The following is a 16,041-nucleotide window of genomic DNA, read 5'->3' on the forward strand; positions in this document are numbered from 1 at the left end:
CCTTAACTGATCGGCATTAGCCACAGAGGGCTGCTTTAGTGAGTGTTTTTTTGACGTTTGTCAGCGCGTATTAGTCTTTCTTTTGTGACAAGTACTGGATGGTGTTCGCCAAATCTTCCAGACTTTCGTGCTCGGCGTTATTCACCAGGTATTTACCCTGGATCAGGAACGATGGTACAGAGGTAATTTCAGCATTGGTTTCTAACTCACGTGATTCCGTCAGCAGTTTGAACACTTGTTCACGCTGCGCTTCGCTCAGGGCATACGGACTGATCAGGCCGTACTGCGCGAAGATCTCATTCAGTTTTGCCTGACGGTCTTCTTCACTCATGTCCGCACTTTGGTCTTGCACAAAGCTGAATAGGGCTTCTTTTAGCTCAGGGCTTGGTTTGCCATTGGTCTGAATGGCCGCCGTGTAGTAGATATACGCCGCCAGCTCAGCGCTTTTGTTGAAAGTCACGTGCATTTGCTGCACATCCACATCCGCCAGTTTTTTGATCGCAGGCAACATGGTTTCCATGCTGCGACAGTGACCACAGCCTAATGAAAAGACTTCCACGACGTTATCCACGTTTTTCGTTGGAGTCGGTACAACAGTGTACTCGGTGCCTTCTTTTGGCACATTGTTATCCGTACAGCCCGCAAGCATAGCGAGTAACAGCGCGGCAGGCGCTAGAAATTTAATACGTTTATTCATAGCAATCTTTTGTCGATCTTTTGTTATAGGCTTGAGGAATTATTATGGCTCAAAAAATGCCTTAAATCGCTATTGATTGATAAATAAATTATTTCACCGATCTGAACGGGGAACGATGCTGGTTGCAGAGTGGGATAAAAGCGCAGATAAACAAGAAAGGACGGGGGAGGAGATTGTTATGCAATGCACATCGGGTTTTGATTGATCTCATGCAGAGATGCAGTATGATGGCCGGCTTTTTTATTGGTTCGGAGGAAACATGTTTATCGGATTTGACTACGGAACAGCAAACTGCTCGGTTGCGATGATGGATCAAGGGCAGCCTCGCATGCTTCCCCTGGAAGGCGATAATACGTTTATTTCTTCGACCTTGTGTGCGCCAACCCGTGAAGCGGTGAGTGAGTATTTGTATCGTTACATGGGAGTGAAGCCGGCAGATGCGTTAGGTGAGCAAGTGCTGCGTCGTGCCATTGCTATGAACCGCGATGAAGACATTCAAGTCGAAAAGGGCGATTTGCTGTTTGGTCAGGCAGCGCTGGATCTGTATTTGGAAGATCCTGAAGAAGTCTACTACGTGAAATCACCGAAATCGTTTTTGGGTGCCAATGGCCTGCGTGATGTGCAGATCAGCTTCTTTGAAGATCTGGTGTGTGCCATGATGTCGAACATCAAAACGAAAGCAGAAGCCAGCACCCAGCAGGCGATCACCCACACCATGATCGGTCGTCCGGTGAACTTCCAAGGGACCGGTGGTGAGAAAGCCAATGAGCAAGCGGAGTCGATCCTGCGTCGCGCCGCGTCTCGTGCCGGTTTTCAGCACATTGAGTTCCAGTTTGAGCCTGTTGCAGCAGGTCTGGAATACGAAAGCACATTGACTGAAAACAAAACCGTGCTGGTGGTCGATATCGGCGGTGGTACCACAGACTGTTCCATGTTGGAAATGGGCCCAAGCTGGATCGGTAAGGCGGATCGTCAAGCCAGTTTGTTGGCACACAGTGGCTTACGTGTGGGTGGTAATGATCTGGATATCTATCTGGCGTTTCGTCAGTTGATGCCACAACTTGGCCTGGGCAGTAAAACCCAGAAAGGCATTGATATGCCTATCAGCCAGTTCTGGAACCCGATTGCGATCAACAACGTGGTAGCACAAACCGACTTTTACGGTTCGGCCAACCGCAGTGTGTTGGATCAATTGCGCCGTGATGCGGCAGAGCCGGAGAAGCTGGCCCGCTTGATCCGCGTGTACCATGAAACACTGGGTTATCAGTTAGTACGTAAAGCAGAAGAGTGTAAGATTGCCTTGTCTGATGCACTCACACACCGTGTGGATCTGAATCACTTGTCAGAATTGCTGCATGTGGATGTCACCCAGCAAGCGATGGCTGAAGCGATTGATGCACCGAAAGTACACATCAGCCAGCTGGTGACAGAAGCGATTACCCAGAGCGGCAAACAGCCGGATGTGGTGTATATGACGGGCGGTACTGCACGTTCACCGGTTTTGCGTGCGTGTATTGAACAGCAACTGCCGAACATTCCCGTGGTGAGTGGCAGCTACTTTGGCTCGGTAACCGCCGGTTTGGCGCGTTGGGCGGAGCAGTGTTTCCGTTAATTGAACGGTGCTTACATCTAAAACAATGCCCACATCATGTGGGCATTGTTGTTTTTGGCTGAGGGCGGCCGATGTAGGGGGCGGCTGCATCCTCTGATTACTTTCTGGCGGTCATCGGTGTCGTCATCAGCTAGGCTTTTGTGCCCATGCTGAGCACCAACCGCTCGCGTTGACCGCTTTACCCGGGAAAATGGCACAAGGTCGCCATTCCTCACCGTCACTGCCTTGTACCAGAACACAGTTAGCACAATTTTTTGCCTCATCTGGCGATTGATGCACATATTGCAAGGCCTTTGCTTGTGGATCATCTTCCGTTAAATGCGGAAGGGATTCGGCATGGGCGGGTTGTAAAATCTGATCGCCGAGGGTGATCCCCACTAAACTGGCCAGGCTGAATTTGAGAAATGTCCTGCGGTTGGTTTTATCACTCATTGCTTCTTCCTTTTTTATTACAGCTTTATTGTATGTTGCAGCATCGTTAGTTATTGGTTTACTGATAGTTTAGATGATCGTTAGAGATCTATGTGCATGCGATGTATACATCGTGAGGTATGGCACGCATCCACGACAGGTTGTCTTTCTATTGCTATTTTTGTGACACATTCAGTTAACATTTTGTGTGTAACGTGCTGCTGAATACGTCTTGTACAGGAGAATCGATCAATATATTCACTTGTGCATGTCTGTTGGTTTTGTCACAAAATGCAAATAACATATTGAAAATAAAAGTGAGTTTTGCAGGCTGTTTTACGTGGCTTTGAGATGTGCGTGCTTGCAACATTTTCTTTACAGGTGCATGATCGCAGACCGAATTTAAACACCTTACGCAGCGTTATAACGGCGTAGGGTGATAACAACTAAAAATAATAAAGGCTCGTGAAACCATGAATTTGTTTTTGATTGATAGTGATGGTGCGTTGGTTAATTCGGAAAAAATCGATCTACGGTGTTATGCGCAAGCGGTGAGAGAGGTCTTGGGCATAGAGATGGACACCGACCTTAGCCATTACGCTAACCTGACCGATGCTGGCATACTGGATGCCATTATTGTCGAGCATGGGATAACAGAAAGCCGCTCTTTGGTACACCGCAAAGTTGAACAGCGCTATTTGGCATTGATGGGGGATGCTTTGCGCAGTCACCCTGATTTTGTGCGCGCCATTCAAGGTGCACAGGATTTTCTCTCCGAAGCGCGCTCTCGCGAAGACACTCACATTGCAATAGCAACAGGCGGTTGGGAATCGGCCGCTAAACTGAAATTGCGCGCCGCAGGGATTGATGTCTCTGATGTGACCTTCACTTCTTCTTCCGATGCGCTTAGCCGCACAGAAATCATGGCGCTGGCTGCTTTTCGTGCCAAGCAAGATTCTGGCTATGTCTTCAAACGCCGCATTGTGTTCGGGCACGGCGAACGTAATAAGCATGCCTCCCAAGAGCTCGGCTATGAATATGTCGAGGTGGGGGCAACACAAGGTAACCATACGCATATTCCTGATTTAGCCCATTACCAGGCTGTATTATCACGCTTATCGTTACATTAATATTCACCCCTCCTTGTACATGGGCACAGTAGCGACTGTGCCTGTGCGACCTCTATTTTGTACTTTTAAGCGTGCTCTTCTTTCTGTTCGATACTCACTACGGTACCTACTTCTTGTGAATGGCCTCGCAAAACAATAACAATCTATTCATTTTTTATCGGTTACATCTTTTTCGTGGATTTTCTGCTTGTGAAGTCCGTTGCTTTTTAAGGTGTACTGCAGGTACGATTGCGCCATTTTATGACAGTGGTTTATTGGTTGAAGAAGGATGCCATAAGTAATGGATGTACTTTTAATTGCTGCATTAGTATTAATGACTTTATTTACTGTGATAATAATTATAGGAATTCAAATTGAAATAATAATGGGGAAATGCACTCGAAGAAAATTATTAAAAGAACATGCAGTTCCTGATAACTTATCAGCATCATTATCAGACCGGCAGTTAACCGCGTTACGTAAAATATACGGTAAACGTTTTAAAGATAATAAGGTTTATCGGTTAAATGGACCTCTTTATGAAGGTAAGCAGACACGCTTTTTTAATAGTGATACTTTGGCCATTAATGGAATAAGAATTGAAACATGGCATTTACCTTACTCGCCAATTACTATTACTAAAAGTGAAGAATTTTACCATGGTGAATTTAATGCGTCAGAAATACTATCGAAATGTAAAGAGAAGTCATCTGTTTATACCGAAGGGGTCATTTATAAAGATTGCTTTTATATTACAAAAATAAATGATTTTGACATACTCGATGAGTTAACAGAGCACTTTTCCAAGTCGCAGCATGTCAGTGATATATATATGCTGGGAATGTTTGCTATATTTCCCGTAACAGGTTGGGGAATAAATTGGTTCATTGTTGCTCTTGATGCCTCCGCTGGTTCATTCTTTGCCGTGCCCTGTATCATTGGACTATTAATCTTTTCACTTCGAATGACTTATCTGCTTACGCGAGTTTATACGGTTGAAGGCGTCTTTTGTCCGTTATCTGATAGGCGTTATAGCATACAAGATAAATATAGATTTGGAGATGATGATGACGATACGGAAGAAGATGTAGAGGATAATTGTGTTGTTGGTACTATTGATGGTGCTTTTATTAAGAGTCAGTATCCACTCGAGTGTGGGAAATACTATCAATTATTAGTTGCGCCTGAACCTTTGTCTCAAAGTTACTTTTTTGACGTAAAGAAAATCAATGGGGAAAAATACACGGATGAAGAAGATGCGTGTCCTGAATTATTTCTGTTAGTGGTGTTATTTGGTCTTATTTTCTCTTTGCAATTTTTATTCAGTGCACAGTCTGCTTATCAGGAAGATGCGAAGCCTTACTATGAGCATAATCTTGAAAAATTCGATACGCCAAAGTTAAGTCAGTATGTAGTAACAGATAAACAATTAGAAAAAACAGAAATCGGCGATTTATTACAAATCACAGAGTTATATTATAGCCATGTAAATCAACACTTTTTATTGTTTAGAGACGATGCAGGCTCTGTTAATGCAGCATTCAAGAGATACTGTACTTCTGGTCAGTATCATCAAGCCGTGAATTTTGCACGGAAATATATGGATATCCGGCGAACTATATTTATGCTCAATGGTATTGGTGTTGAAAATTATAGCTATGCGTCAGTAACACGGCCACGAAATGATGTTTTGAATGATGATGTCTGTGATACTCGAGGTGACTTATTACGATATGTTGGTTGTCCTGGATGTGAAAAAATTAATACGGAAAATTGGCAGCTTATTGTCACAGGCATTGATAGGGATAAAAACATTTTTTATGTGACGAATGATTTAGATGTTTATTATTATGCAGTAAACAAAGATCATTACCTCATCGCTATCGTGAATATGATCGCTAGCGTTATCTATTTATTCTTAGGTCTCGTCTTTGTATGGATGAAACGAAGGATAAGAAAGATCAACGATTCCCCTGACATTCTATGGGTGAAATAGATGGTGGGAGAGCGTGACATGGTGAGTGCGTACCAGATCGGTTAATGATGGCCATTGAATCGGTATGCCTGATCAAAGCTGTGAATGGTTTCCCAAATAGTCTTTTCAGCTTATCGGGCGCATACCGTAATGGGAGAGCGGTAGATATAGTGGCGTGATAGTCAGTGAAATCGAAATAATGGAATGATGTGATTGGTATGAAAGCAGGGAAGGCAGCGAAGTCATCGTCTATACGAACAACGAGGGTAGCTGCACTGGGTGTGTTGGCTGTTGTACTGGGTGGGCAGAGTGTATTCACGGCGCAGGCTGCACAAGAAGACGTGCCGTATTGCCACCGTTATGCAGATTTCAACTTTCCTGATTACATGGCGATGTGGAACTATGACGATCCAGCGCTTACTGCCACCACCTTTTTTGCCATGTTGAATATGGCAGCGTCCAGCATGGACAAAACTTTCATGAGTGAATTGCTGAGCCAAATTAGCCGGACATATTTGATGCAGGGTGATATGCATAATGCCCAGTATTATCTTGAACAAGCGCAGATGTTTTTAGATCACGCCGAGCCCCGTGCAGAGGTTTACTTTCAACGGGAAACGGCACGTTGGCATGCCACGCAGGGAGATCATGCTCAAGCGACCGAGTGGATGCTAAAAGCCTGGCAGTTAGCCAAACAAGAGCAATACGCACAGTTGATGATAGAAACGGCATTGGATTTAGGCGATGGTGACATCACTCGATTATCTGATGTTGAGCAGCAGGCGTGGCACCTGCGGGCAAAACAAATAGCAGAAAATACCCAAGATCAGCGAGCCCAGATGTGGGTGATGCAGCACGCAGCCCGGTTTCATTGATCGGCCATTCAATTCAATTTAGCTATTCATTCAGCGATCCAATAAAAGCGCAGTATTAACTGCGCTTTTTGGGTTCTATAAGAGAAGTGAGAAATTAGGGTTTCGCTTGCCAATGAATGCGCTGACCATTACTTAATATGGCAAGAATACTGTGTGGAGCAATACGGCAGTCACGGGCAGCAAATGGGTGATCTGAAAAGTTAGCGATGAGGGTACTGCCGTCACTGAACTGCGTTTGCTGTACAGTGCCCTGTGTATCTAACCAACTAAAATGGGTTAATTGTTTATCCCATAGTTGAGTATGTATAGGTAGAAAGCCGGCTTGATAGTGTTGCAACGCTTTCATTCTTGGGCTGTTGACGGAGAGGGCTTCATCGCGTGTCAGGTGCACCATAGGTGGCGTGTTGTAGAGCATGGCCGTCAAATCTCGTTCTATTTTTACGTTGGTGAACTTCAAACTGTCATTGTGCCAGTGATGATTATTGATGATCTCATCATGGAATACGGCCTGATACAGCGGGATCCTGTACTGCGGTGAAAATAATAAAGTGCGGTAAGGGGCTTTCACTTGTGCCGGTTGAAAGAAGAACTCGGGTTTATACTCAGGATACCATCGACCAAGAAAATAAGGGGACTGTTTGTTTTTATACATATCCTTGTCAGTCCAGCCAAATCCAGCAGACTCCAATCCATGCGCAAAAGTAATGCCTTGAGTCGTCAAACTGTTACCATCTTCTGAACCTAACACAATCTGATTTTGTTCAATGATTTTCGCCATGCGTGTATTGAACGCCGCTAACATGTCCATTTCACGTGTGCCAGCATGGTAATCCTCTCGTGCCATTGCGGTGGCATCAACATCTAAAAACAGACTGTTAAATTGCCCATACTGAATAATGTCACGTACCCGTTGAAGGACGTAGTCAAGATGGCAATTGGGGTTCAGGTAATTCCCATTACCACGAAAGCCTTTTTGTTTTCGGCCATCAGCTAACTCAATCGTGCATTCAGAATGCATCTCCGCAGGTAGGTTTGCAGTCAGCCAGCTGTCATTCGTTCCGGGAGTAATTGCTGTATTGTAGGAATCGTACGTCGCGACTAAATAGCCAGCTTGTTTCGCTTGGTGAACGACATTCGGCTGAAAGAAAGCGGGCATCCAGTTATCGAAACCGAGCCACAGCTTTTGTAATTTTGCTTGTGTGAATGTGGTCAGCATGTCGGAAGACAGTGCTTGCCCCCACGTGTATGGAGCATTGAGGAACATAGCGGCGTGCTCGGTCAGCCATTTCTTTTGCTGTTGTGCACTGAGGTACTGCATGTGAATGGTATTGTTTTGCAGCGAAGGCGTCGGGACGGCAAAGCGTTTTGCCAATGATTGCTGAATCGCATCAAGGACGAGTTGCTTATGGTATGCACTCAGCCAAGTCTGCTGTTGAAATAAAGGCGTTAATGTATCACGCACCGATGTGGTAACGGGCAATTCGGTTTGTGCCAGATACCATGCTATCAATCCCCACCAGTCATGCACATCTTCCATACTGAGTAGATCTTTACCAAACAAATACACGTGACTAGCACCGATGAGTCGTTTTACGGCTGGATTTTGCTGTGCTTGTTGCGCCAATGTTTGGGTTTCAGTGTGCGCTTTTCGCCATTGGCGATATGTTTTTGCGCCGTCGAGCCAGTCGTCACCCAATGTGATACGTACAGTGAAGGGATCGCGTTGAGTCAGCGTAGTAAATAGGTGTGACGCACGCATATCGACACGTTGGGTATCGTCAGAAAAGTGTAACGCGTTATTGGTTGCCGTCACCAAGTGGTACGTAATGTAAGCGCCGTTTTGTTCCGTCGTCCAAAAGGGCATTTTGAGATCATTTATGGTGTTTGCGCCGGAGTGTGCGTGCGTCAGGTAGGTCGCCCATTCGTGGTTTTCTACCGGTACACGCATACCTTCACTGAAAGGCAATAGTACACTTTGAGTTTGGGTATCAGGTAAATCAAACCAAGACACAGTAACAGGATGGTCGCGCACGATAGGTTGTGTGTTAGCAGAGGAAAAGCGTAATACTAACGCATCTTGCTCGGCATTATGTTCTGCACTGTGTTCAATCTGCGCATCAACAGCAAGACCGCTGGGTTGTAATTGCCATTGTGCATGGGTTGGTGAGAGTTGCTTAACCGTATTCACTGTTTGTGTTTGTGCATTGACGGTTAATGTCGGTCCGTTAATGGTCAGCGCGTTCCATGAAATGGCCAAATCACTTGGAGAGATCGTGATGTGATGGTGCGGTGAATTCAGCGAAACAGGCATGTGTGCATAAATAGGTTGGCATGTGAGCGATAGCGCCAAAAGGGTCACAGAACGAAGGCGGAATAGCATAAGGGACTCCATTAATGATGATGGTGTTATTACATCGAAATGGCATCCCTTGAATGTCACCGGATTGTCTCTATTTACTTTTGATATTGATGCACTTTTCCTGATGTTATTGGGATGGACTGCTTGGCTCTGGCTCGTGAAACGGCACATTAATGCGTTGAATATAATGCACTGTCACCCCTTGCTGAAATTCCACTCGCTCAACGCTAGCGGCTAAGTGTTTTGCGCCTAATGGGTATGAACGAGGTACCGATTCAGTCTTGCGTAGCATCAATTGCGGTTTACCCAGCGTGTTGTACTCATCATCAAACCACTGCCATCGAGCATTCACAGCGGGGCAGCCTTCGATAGTTTCAGGTAGAGAAAGGGCGACCTGAGATCCTTGCGGTGTATGCGTAAGGGTTAACCATTGCGACCGACTTTCCATTGCAATCAATAGCGGGTATGTGTGTTCGCCGACAGTAAGTAGGTAACGTCCAGGCATCGGCTTAATCATTAAATCGGCCATTTCGATTTCTTGATATGGGCTTTGCGTAGAAAACTCACCGGAGAGCAAAGTGTGATTGGTCGGTGACAGCAAAGTCACTGGCAGCATGTGGTTGTCTTTATCGGTGAGGGGTGATTGCACTGCCGAAATCTTGATTTGGTAGCCTTGTGACGTGATCCCAAAGCGGCGGATCATGTGCAGCGTGATGCTTGGAGTATGCATAGACGGCGAGGTGTGCTGTTCCGGTAATGTTTGCCCACATTCTGTTTGTGTCAGAATGGCATTTTTCACGGGTACCCAGTGTTTACAACTGAGCGGCGCTTGGCTTAACGCAAGGTGTAATTCTTGCCACGCTTGTTCAGGATGGTTGGCTAACAATGCTTGGTAAGTGGATTGCAAAGGGGTTGGCACAAACCAATCCGTTTGTCCGATAGCGGGAGGGCTAAATACGGGCAGACACAGTGAAAGCAATAGGAAGAAAAAGGCTGACTTCATGGTGCGATTTCCAATAGGCGATACCCAATTCCTCGGTGCGTTTCAATCGCCAACTCAGGGAATTTCTGTCGTAACCGTAATACATGGTTATCAACCGTGCGTGTGCTCGGGAAGGCTTCATAGCCCCAAATTTTATTCAGTAACTCATCACGGTGGAACACTCGCCCTTGATTCTGAATAAATAACACTAATAGTTGAAACTCTTTAGGTTTTAGCGCGACGGGTATATCGGCACAGTAAGCTTGGCGTTCACCGAGAGAAAGGCTGATAGTGCCGTAGTGTAGCTGACTACTGCCTAATGGGCGTAATTGTGCGATCACTCTTGCGAGCAATTCGTCGTGTGAAAAAGGCTTGGTCATATAGTCTTTAGCCCCTGCCATTAGGCCTTCGATTCGTTCATCAATGGCGACTTTGGCTGTTAAGACAATCACGGGTATGGCTTTGAGCAGTAACCACTGCGGTAAATGCTGCATGCTGTCACCGTCGTCGAGCTGTCGATCAAGAATGACGAGATCGGCACGAAACCACAACGCTTCTACGGCATCGGCTTGTCGAGCCCACAAGCATTGGTATCCTTGGTTTTCAAAGAAAGCGACCAGCCCTTGCCCAAGCAATGCGTCATCTTCAATCAGTAATAGTGTGGTCATAAGGCAGTTCCAAAGTACAGCGAGTCGGGCAACGTTGAATCGATAACGTGCCACCCATTTGTTTCATCAGATGATTAACGATGCCAAGGCCGATCCCCATGTTATTGGGTGTGTTGGCTGGCTGTTTCATTCGGCGGAATAAACGAGATAGGCGTGACGGGAATTGCCCTTCATCGTCGACGTGAATAGTTAAGGTGGTATCTACAACCACGAATACAGAGATAGTGCCTTGCCCATGCTGTTTGGCATTCTTGATGAGATTATCCAAGCAGATTGAAAGCCAATAAAAAGGCAGCGACAGCATAGCATCGTGGTTGAGTGAATAACTGACATTGTGTTTTTCACAGATGAACTGTAACCAGTCTTCTAAAGAGGCCGATTGTTTGGGCAACGGTGCTGAGGCATCTGCACTGAGAAAGAGTTTACTGTTCTCCGTTAATTGCGACAGCCTTTGGTAGTCAGCAACCAATCGCCATACCGCATCTTGTGTGGCATCCGGTAGGGCGGCGTAGTGATGTCGAAACATCTCAACGGTGAGTCCTAAACTGGTGATTGGCGTCCTCAGTTCATGGGTTAACAGCTGTAAAATAAATTGTTTTTCTGTGTTTTGCCTGCGTTTTAAATATAACAGGCGGCATAATGCTGCGGTTAAAATCAGGCACAATAACGCCAAAAGAACACGTTGGGCAATCAAGTGCTGAGGTTGTTCACTGATGCATAAGTTACTGTAACGAAAAGCACATTCTTCGCCTTGTAAGGTGATGTCCAGAGATTGCGCTAAGGGTTGCCATTGTTTGCGTGATAGACGTTTCCAACCTGTATTACCACTGAGCCAAAGCGTATCTTGTTCTTTCCATGCCCGATAGCCATGCAGTAATGCATCTCGACCTTGGGGTGATAACGCTTCCAGCGCCTTATGCAAAGGGTGGTGTGGATGTGTGATTGTCAACAAGTGCGAAATAGGCAGGGTGCTATCCGGAAACTGATTGATATACCGATCGGCAAAGCTGCCGCCAGCTGGGTGGATCAGGGAATGTGTAATGAACCAATCTGCCGAGAGCGGTGTTTTTTGGCACATGGCGAGTTCAAAAGCGACAGCATCGTTTAACCGGGCATTTCTTAGCGCGTTGTCTTTACAAGCCGCTTTAATGGCAGACAAGTCGACAATGTCTTGCCAATCGAACGTCGAGAATTGGGGATAGCGTGCGGCATCTTGAAGAAGATCGAGCGGGTATTGGCTGAGTTGCTGTTGTGAGACAGCCAGCGTACCAATTTGCCAACTTTGTCGATAAAAGGTTTGCCACTTATCTTGCAGTAATTGAGCATGTGCTGATGTCACAGAAAAGAAGGCCAGATAAGTAATGAGCAGATAGCGAAGCATAAGCACAAAATATCGCAAAAACGGGAGCGCAGATTCTAAATGGTTTCCACGTTGTTTTGTAACCTCAGTGTCAACAAATCGGCGAATATTACTGATAATGAAGATAATAGGTGATGCAGCAAGCCAAGAGAGCGGAATTAGATACATTGCATTTCCGGTCAATATCCCCCAAAATAATACTGTATAAACAAACAGTATTTTAACGTATGAATGTGATCCTTCTTCCTGCCAGCGCCGGTATTACCGGGTTTGCTAGCCCTGCTGCTGACTACCACCAACTGCCACTTTCGCTTGATGAATTGTTGGTTGAACACCCGAGCGCCACTTATATCGGGCGTGCACAAGGCGCTTCGATGGAGGGCGTCGGGATATTTGATGGTGATATCTTAATCATTGACCGTCATGTACAGGTGCGTGATCACGACATTATTGTGGCCAATTATAACGGCGAGTTCGTGTGTAAGATCATCGATTTGCGTCAGCGCCGTTTGGTGTCGGCACAGGCTGGGTATGCACCGATGTGGATCGCGGCGGATGTGCCTTTCAGTATTGAAGGGGTTGTGGTGCGCTCGATCCGCTGCCATCGACCAAGCCGCTTGTTGGAGGCGTGATGTTTGCGCTGGTGGATGCCAATGCCTTTTACTGTTCTGCAGAGCAAGTGTTTCGTCCGGATTGGCGCGGTAAACCGGTTATCGTGTTATCCAATAATGACGGCTGTGTGGTAGCGGCGAACCGTCAGGCAAAAGAGGCGGGGGTGAAGAAGTTTAAACCCTATTTTGAAATGCGCGGACTGTGTGAGCAAAAAGGGGTGATCGCGTGTTCTTCCAATTATGAATTGTACGGGGACCTATCGGCCAAAATGATGGAAGTGATTGGCCGTTTTGCACCGGATCAGTATGTCTATTCGATTGATGAATCCTTTTTGTCTTTTCAGCGCTGTCAGCAGGCTATTCCTGATTTAGCGGCCCATGCGCACGCTTTGCGAAAAGCCGTCTGGAAAGAGTGTCGTTTACCGGTGTGTGTGGGTATGGGCAGCACCCTGACCTTAGCTAAAGTGGCGAATCATGCTGCTAAGCATATCAGCCAGTATCAAGGTGTGTGTGTCTTGCGACAGGAAAGTGAGCGACGCGCGGTACTGGCAACCATGGCCGCACAAGATGTGTGGGGAATTGGGGCTCGCACAGCAAAACGCCTGCGTATTATGGGGATAGAGACGGCGTTACAGTTAGCGGATTTACCGCCAGGGCTAGCACGCAAAGATTTCAATGTAGAGATAGAGCGCACGGTGCGGGAGTTAAACGGCGAAATCTGCAAAGGGTGGGATGAAGCCCGTGCCGATAAGCAGCAGATTTTTTCTACCCGCAGTGTGGGCGAGCGTATTGTGAGTGAAGAAGCCTTATCGCAAGCACTATGCCGACAGGCTAATATTGCCGCTGCAAAGTTGCGCCAGCAGGGATCGCTCTGTCAGGTCATGATGGTGTTTGCCAGTAATTCTCCGTTTGATGAAAAGCCGGTGTCGCGGCGTTTTCAGTACCGCTTTGCATATCCGACGGATGATACCTGTGTGATGATGCAGGTGATCGCCCGTGCAATGGCCGACTTGTTCGTGCCAGGTGTGCGCTTTTATAAGCTGGGCGTCGGCCTGATTGATTTGGTCGATGGGCAACATGCGCAGTTTGATTTGTTTGATCCGCAGGCGAATAATCCGGCCTTGATGCAGGCGTTCGATGGCCTGAATACCAAATACGGTACCGGCACTGTATTTGTCGCCGCGCAAGGTATTGCACCCAAGTGGGCCATGCGCCGAGACCGACTGACTCCGCAGTACACCACCCGTTGGCGCGACATTCCGACGATCCGTTGTTAATGGCTAAGGCGGCTAGAACTGTTCCAGCGCCGCACATAACTCGTCTAACAGTCTGGCACGTTGGCGAAAATCCACAAAAAAGTTATTGATGAGCAGTACCACACCATTGCCTGTGGTGGGATCGATCATGACGCGGGATAGGATCCCGGGGCCGCCACCATCGTGTCCCCAGAACGTACCGTGGCGGGCTGTCGCAAATTGAAACCATCCCATCCCTAATACACTTCCCGTGACAGCGTCACTGCGTTTGACCTGCCAGCATTGATCTATTGTTTTTCGCTGTAAAAGCGGTGAAGTTGAGTGGCTCTGTGGCAAAAAGGCCTGCATGAAAGTGGTTAAGGCGGCTGCGGATGATCCTAATAACCCTGCGGCATTGAAGGGGGTATCCAAGCTGCAGTGATCAAAGGGTAAGTAGGTTTTGTTGCTGTTATTTAACGCGATTGGCGATTGGCTCAGATACCCTTTGTCTTGCATGCTCTTTGTAAATACGCCCATAAAAGCCGCGCGAGGGCTGTTTTTTGCTTCATACGGCGTGATGAGTTTGCTTTGATCTAGTGCTGTTTTGTGCCAGCCAATATCCGTTAAGCCGAGAGGGGAGAAAATGGCTTGCTGCGCATAGGTTTCAAAAGGTTGCTGCATGACTTGCTCCACAAGGTAGGCCGCAAGCATGGCATTGAGATTGGAATAACCTGCAATAACACCGATAGGGTCGGGCGTTAGCTGGGTAAAGTCACCCGGCGGATAACGATCGAACACCTGTTCTGCGCGGTAATGTTTGCCATCCGGTGACAGGTAGTCTTTCACCCATTGCGCAAGACTCATGGTACGGTTTTGACAGAAGAAATCGGCCATGCTGTCAGGTGCCGACGTCATTTTACGGCAAGAGAGTGATGAGGCATGGGTTAACAAGTGGTAAGGCGTGATAAGGCGATCAGGGAAGTACGGGTTGCGAAACGTAAAACCGAGGAACTCACTGATATCATCATGTAAAGCGAGTTTATTGGTTTCAACAAGCTGCATGATGGCGGTCCATGTCACCAGTTTGGTGACCGAGGCCAAGTTGGGCCAAATGCTGTCTTGGGTTGCCCGTTGTTCGGTATCGAGCCGTTGATAGCCCGCTGTATTTCCCCACACAATGTCGCCGTTTTTGATCAGCGCTGCACTGATTGTCGCAGCAGGCAGATCAGCTAACGATGCATCAAGCAATTTGTTTAGGCGTTCTGCTGCTGAGTCGGTGCCAGCCAGTAACCATGCACTGTTACCCGCGATTAAACCTGTGATGCCCATGCCCGCTAAAAAATGCCGCCTAGAAAAATGTGCCATGGTGATAGCTCCTTTGATCTTACTACCCAGGAATGAAAAAGATGGAGAGGTAAAAATACGGCCTGATAGCATCTTATTATTGGCGGACAGTATACGTGGCGGCTCAAGGCGGTAAGGGGAAGGAATGTTGCCAGATGAAATGATTTGTGAAGTAGGCGAAAAATTGCCATAGGCATCCATATTAATCGCAGTATCGAATGGTAGTGCTGTCACATTTTCCACAGCGGATTTAGCACATTCTTGCTGTGATAATTTGCTGTTTTTGTCTGTTTGAGTGGTGCGTTTTTTCGTTATTGTGCTAATTCATTATAAGGGCAGACATTAATGTTGAGGTACGTCACATGGATGCAAACCATGGTTGGGTGGAACGCTGGTTTAATGCGGTATGGGCAAAAAGTAATGAAGCACAGTTACGTGCGTTAGCGGCAGAGCCCTTGCAGTTTCATTTACCTGGCGGGAAATCGTATTCGCTCAGTCATGATGATTATTTGTCAATGTTGTCGATATGGAACCAGCGCTTTCGTGATGCAGAGTTTCAGCTCAAAGATATCATTCAACAAGGGGAAAAAACGGTCGTGCTGTATCAGTGCAGTGCGTATTACACCGGAGGGTGGGCAAGAGTGCCCAAGAAGAAGCAACGGGTACATATGACCGGCATGCTCTACCTCAAGCAAGAAGCGGGTATGATTTCAGAATGTTGGCTGGAAGACAGCAGTTTTGATGTGTATCAGCAACTGACGCAATATTTGGATTAAGCAAAAAGCACCCACAAAAAAGGCACC

14 protein-coding genes are annotated in these 16,041 nt (G+C 46.7%); 7 read left to right on the plus strand and 7 right to left on the minus strand.

The features are described 5' to 3' along the window. Window positions 1–70: 70 nt before the first annotated feature. Window positions 71–697: a thiol:disulfide interchange protein DsbA/DsbL gene (locus ABT58_RS11940; RefSeq protein ID WP_047874647.1), complete on the minus strand. Its 627-nt coding sequence runs from the start codon at window positions 695–697 to the stop codon at window positions 71–73. 259 nt (window positions 698–956) lie between these two features. Between ABT58_RS11940 and yegD the strand changes: the two genes are divergently transcribed. Beyond that, window positions 957–2,309 carry a molecular chaperone gene (gene yegD / locus ABT58_RS11945; RefSeq protein ID WP_047874648.1) on the plus strand — a complete coding sequence of 451 codons (1,353 nt, stop codon included), beginning with the start codon at window positions 957–959 and terminating at the stop codon, window positions 2,307–2,309. Between the two features lie 126 nt (window positions 2,310–2,435). On the opposite strand, the gene ABT58_RS11950 is transcribed toward yegD, so the two are convergent. Then, window positions 2,436–2,741 (minus strand): high-potential iron-sulfur protein, encoded by a 306-nt coding sequence (locus ABT58_RS11950; RefSeq protein WP_047874649.1) that lies wholly within the window; start codon window positions 2,739–2,741, stop codon window positions 2,436–2,438. Window positions 2,742–3,193: 452 nt separating this feature from the next. Between ABT58_RS11950 and ABT58_RS11955 the strand changes: the two genes are divergently transcribed. The 3 genes from ABT58_RS11955 to ABT58_RS11965 all read left to right on the plus strand — a co-directional run bounded on the left by ABT58_RS11955 (window position 3,194) and on the right by ABT58_RS11965 (window position 6,679). Continuing rightward, complete coding sequence (locus tag ABT58_RS11955; protein WP_047874650.1) at window positions 3,194–3,850, plus strand: HAD family hydrolase; 657 nt, start codon at window positions 3,194–3,196, stop codon at window positions 3,848–3,850. Between the two features lie 280 nt (window positions 3,851–4,130). Continuing rightward, window positions 4,131–5,825: a hypothetical protein gene (locus ABT58_RS11960; protein ID WP_047874651.1), complete on the plus strand. Its 1,695-nt coding sequence runs from the start codon at window positions 4,131–4,133 to the stop codon at window positions 5,823–5,825. 197 nt (window positions 5,826–6,022) lie between these two features. Further along, complete coding sequence (locus ABT58_RS11965) at window positions 6,023–6,679, plus strand: hypothetical protein (RefSeq protein ID WP_146147177.1); 657 nt, start codon at window positions 6,023–6,025, stop codon at window positions 6,677–6,679. Window positions 6,680–6,773: 94 nt separating this feature from the next. On the opposite strand, the gene ABT58_RS11970 is transcribed toward ABT58_RS11965, so the two are convergent. From ABT58_RS11970 to ABT58_RS11985, 4 genes are all read right to left on the minus strand, one after another. Then, entirely contained in the window at window positions 6,774–9,059 is a 2,286-nt protein-coding gene (locus ABT58_RS11970; protein ID WP_082211082.1) for a glycoside hydrolase, read from the minus strand. Between the two features lie 106 nt (window positions 9,060–9,165). Further along, window positions 9,166–10,041 carry a DUF2861 family protein gene (locus tag ABT58_RS11975; RefSeq protein ID WP_053063068.1) on the minus strand — a complete coding sequence of 292 codons (876 nt, stop codon included), beginning with the start codon at window positions 10,039–10,041 and terminating at the stop codon, window positions 9,166–9,168. Further along, window positions 10,038–10,688, minus strand: a complete 651-nt coding sequence (locus tag ABT58_RS11980) for a response regulator transcription factor (protein ID WP_047874653.1) — start codon at window positions 10,686–10,688, stop codon at window positions 10,038–10,040. Before ABT58_RS11980 ends, ABT58_RS11975 begins: the two co-directional genes overlap by 4 nt. Then, entirely contained in the window at window positions 10,666–12,069 is a 1,404-nt protein-coding gene (locus ABT58_RS11985; protein ID WP_047874654.1) for an ATP-binding protein, read from the minus strand. The genes ABT58_RS11980 and ABT58_RS11985 overlap by 23 nt, the downstream gene beginning before the upstream one ends. Before the next feature lie 206 nt (window positions 12,070–12,275). Here ABT58_RS11985 and ABT58_RS11990 point away from each other — a divergent pair, with 206 nt between their 5' ends. Both ABT58_RS11990 and ABT58_RS11995 read left to right on the plus strand, forming a co-directional pair. Then, window positions 12,276–12,680 (plus strand): LexA family protein, encoded by a 405-nt coding sequence (locus tag ABT58_RS11990; RefSeq protein WP_047874655.1) that lies wholly within the window; start codon window positions 12,276–12,278, stop codon window positions 12,678–12,680. Further along, complete coding sequence (locus ABT58_RS11995) at window positions 12,680–13,936, plus strand: Y-family DNA polymerase (protein WP_047874656.1); 1,257 nt, start codon at window positions 12,680–12,682, stop codon at window positions 13,934–13,936. Before ABT58_RS11990 ends, ABT58_RS11995 begins: the two co-directional genes overlap by 1 nt. Window positions 13,937–13,948: 12 nt before the next feature. On the opposite strand, the gene ABT58_RS12000 is transcribed toward ABT58_RS11995, so the two are convergent. Beyond that, window positions 13,949–15,259 carry a serine hydrolase domain-containing protein gene (locus tag ABT58_RS12000; protein ID WP_047874657.1) on the minus strand — a complete coding sequence of 437 codons (1,311 nt, stop codon included), beginning with the start codon at window positions 15,257–15,259 and terminating at the stop codon, window positions 13,949–13,951. A gap of 341 nt (window positions 15,260–15,600) precedes the next feature. Between ABT58_RS12000 and ABT58_RS12005 the strand changes: the two genes are divergently transcribed. After that, window positions 15,601–16,014 (plus strand): nuclear transport factor 2 family protein, encoded by a 414-nt coding sequence (locus ABT58_RS12005; RefSeq protein ID WP_047874658.1) that lies wholly within the window; start codon window positions 15,601–15,603, stop codon window positions 16,012–16,014. Window positions 16,015–16,041 lie beyond the last annotated feature (27 nt).

This window comes from Photobacterium aphoticum (genome assembly GCF_001029435.1).
GTDB lineage: Bacteria > Pseudomonadota > Gammaproteobacteria > Enterobacterales > Vibrionaceae > Photobacterium > Photobacterium aphoticum.

Coding starts and splice junctions, on each gene's coding strand:
- ABT58_RS12000 (WP_047874657.1), bottom strand. CDS start 15,259: ATGGCACATTTTTCTAGGCGGCATTTTTTAGCGGGCATGGGCATCACA.
- ABT58_RS11990 (WP_047874655.1), top strand. CDS start 12,276: ATGAATGTGATCCTTCTTCCTGCCAGCGCCGGTATTACCGGGTTTGCT.
- ABT58_RS11970 (WP_082211082.1), bottom strand. CDS start 9,059: ATGCTATTCCGCCTTCGTTCTGTGACCCTTTTGGCGCTATCGCTCACA.
- ABT58_RS11980 (WP_047874653.1), bottom strand. CDS start 10,688: ATGACCACACTATTACTGATTGAAGATGACGCATTGCTTGGGCAAGGG.
- ABT58_RS11955 (WP_047874650.1), top strand. CDS start 3,194: ATGAATTTGTTTTTGATTGATAGTGATGGTGCGTTGGTTAATTCGGAA.
- ABT58_RS11975 (WP_053063068.1), bottom strand. CDS start 10,041: ATGAAGTCAGCCTTTTTCTTCCTATTGCTTTCACTGTGTCTGCCCGTA.
- ABT58_RS11960 (WP_047874651.1), top strand. CDS start 4,131: ATGGATGTACTTTTAATTGCTGCATTAGTATTAATGACTTTATTTACT.
- ABT58_RS11985 (WP_047874654.1), bottom strand. CDS start 12,069: ATGCTTCGCTATCTGCTCATTACTTATCTGGCCTTCTTTTCTGTGACA.
- ABT58_RS11950 (WP_047874649.1), bottom strand. CDS start 2,741: ATGAGTGATAAAACCAACCGCAGGACATTTCTCAAATTCAGCCTGGCC.
- yegD (WP_047874648.1), top strand. CDS start 957: ATGTTTATCGGATTTGACTACGGAACAGCAAACTGCTCGGTTGCGATG.
- ABT58_RS11940 (WP_047874647.1), bottom strand. CDS start 697: ATGAATAAACGTATTAAATTTCTAGCGCCTGCCGCGCTGTTACTCGCT.
- ABT58_RS11965 (WP_146147177.1), top strand. CDS start 6,023: ATGAAAGCAGGGAAGGCAGCGAAGTCATCGTCTATACGAACAACGAGG.
- ABT58_RS11995 (WP_047874656.1), top strand. CDS start 12,680: ATGTTTGCGCTGGTGGATGCCAATGCCTTTTACTGTTCTGCAGAGCAA.
- ABT58_RS12005 (WP_047874658.1), top strand. CDS start 15,601: ATGGATGCAAACCATGGTTGGGTGGAACGCTGGTTTAATGCGGTATGG.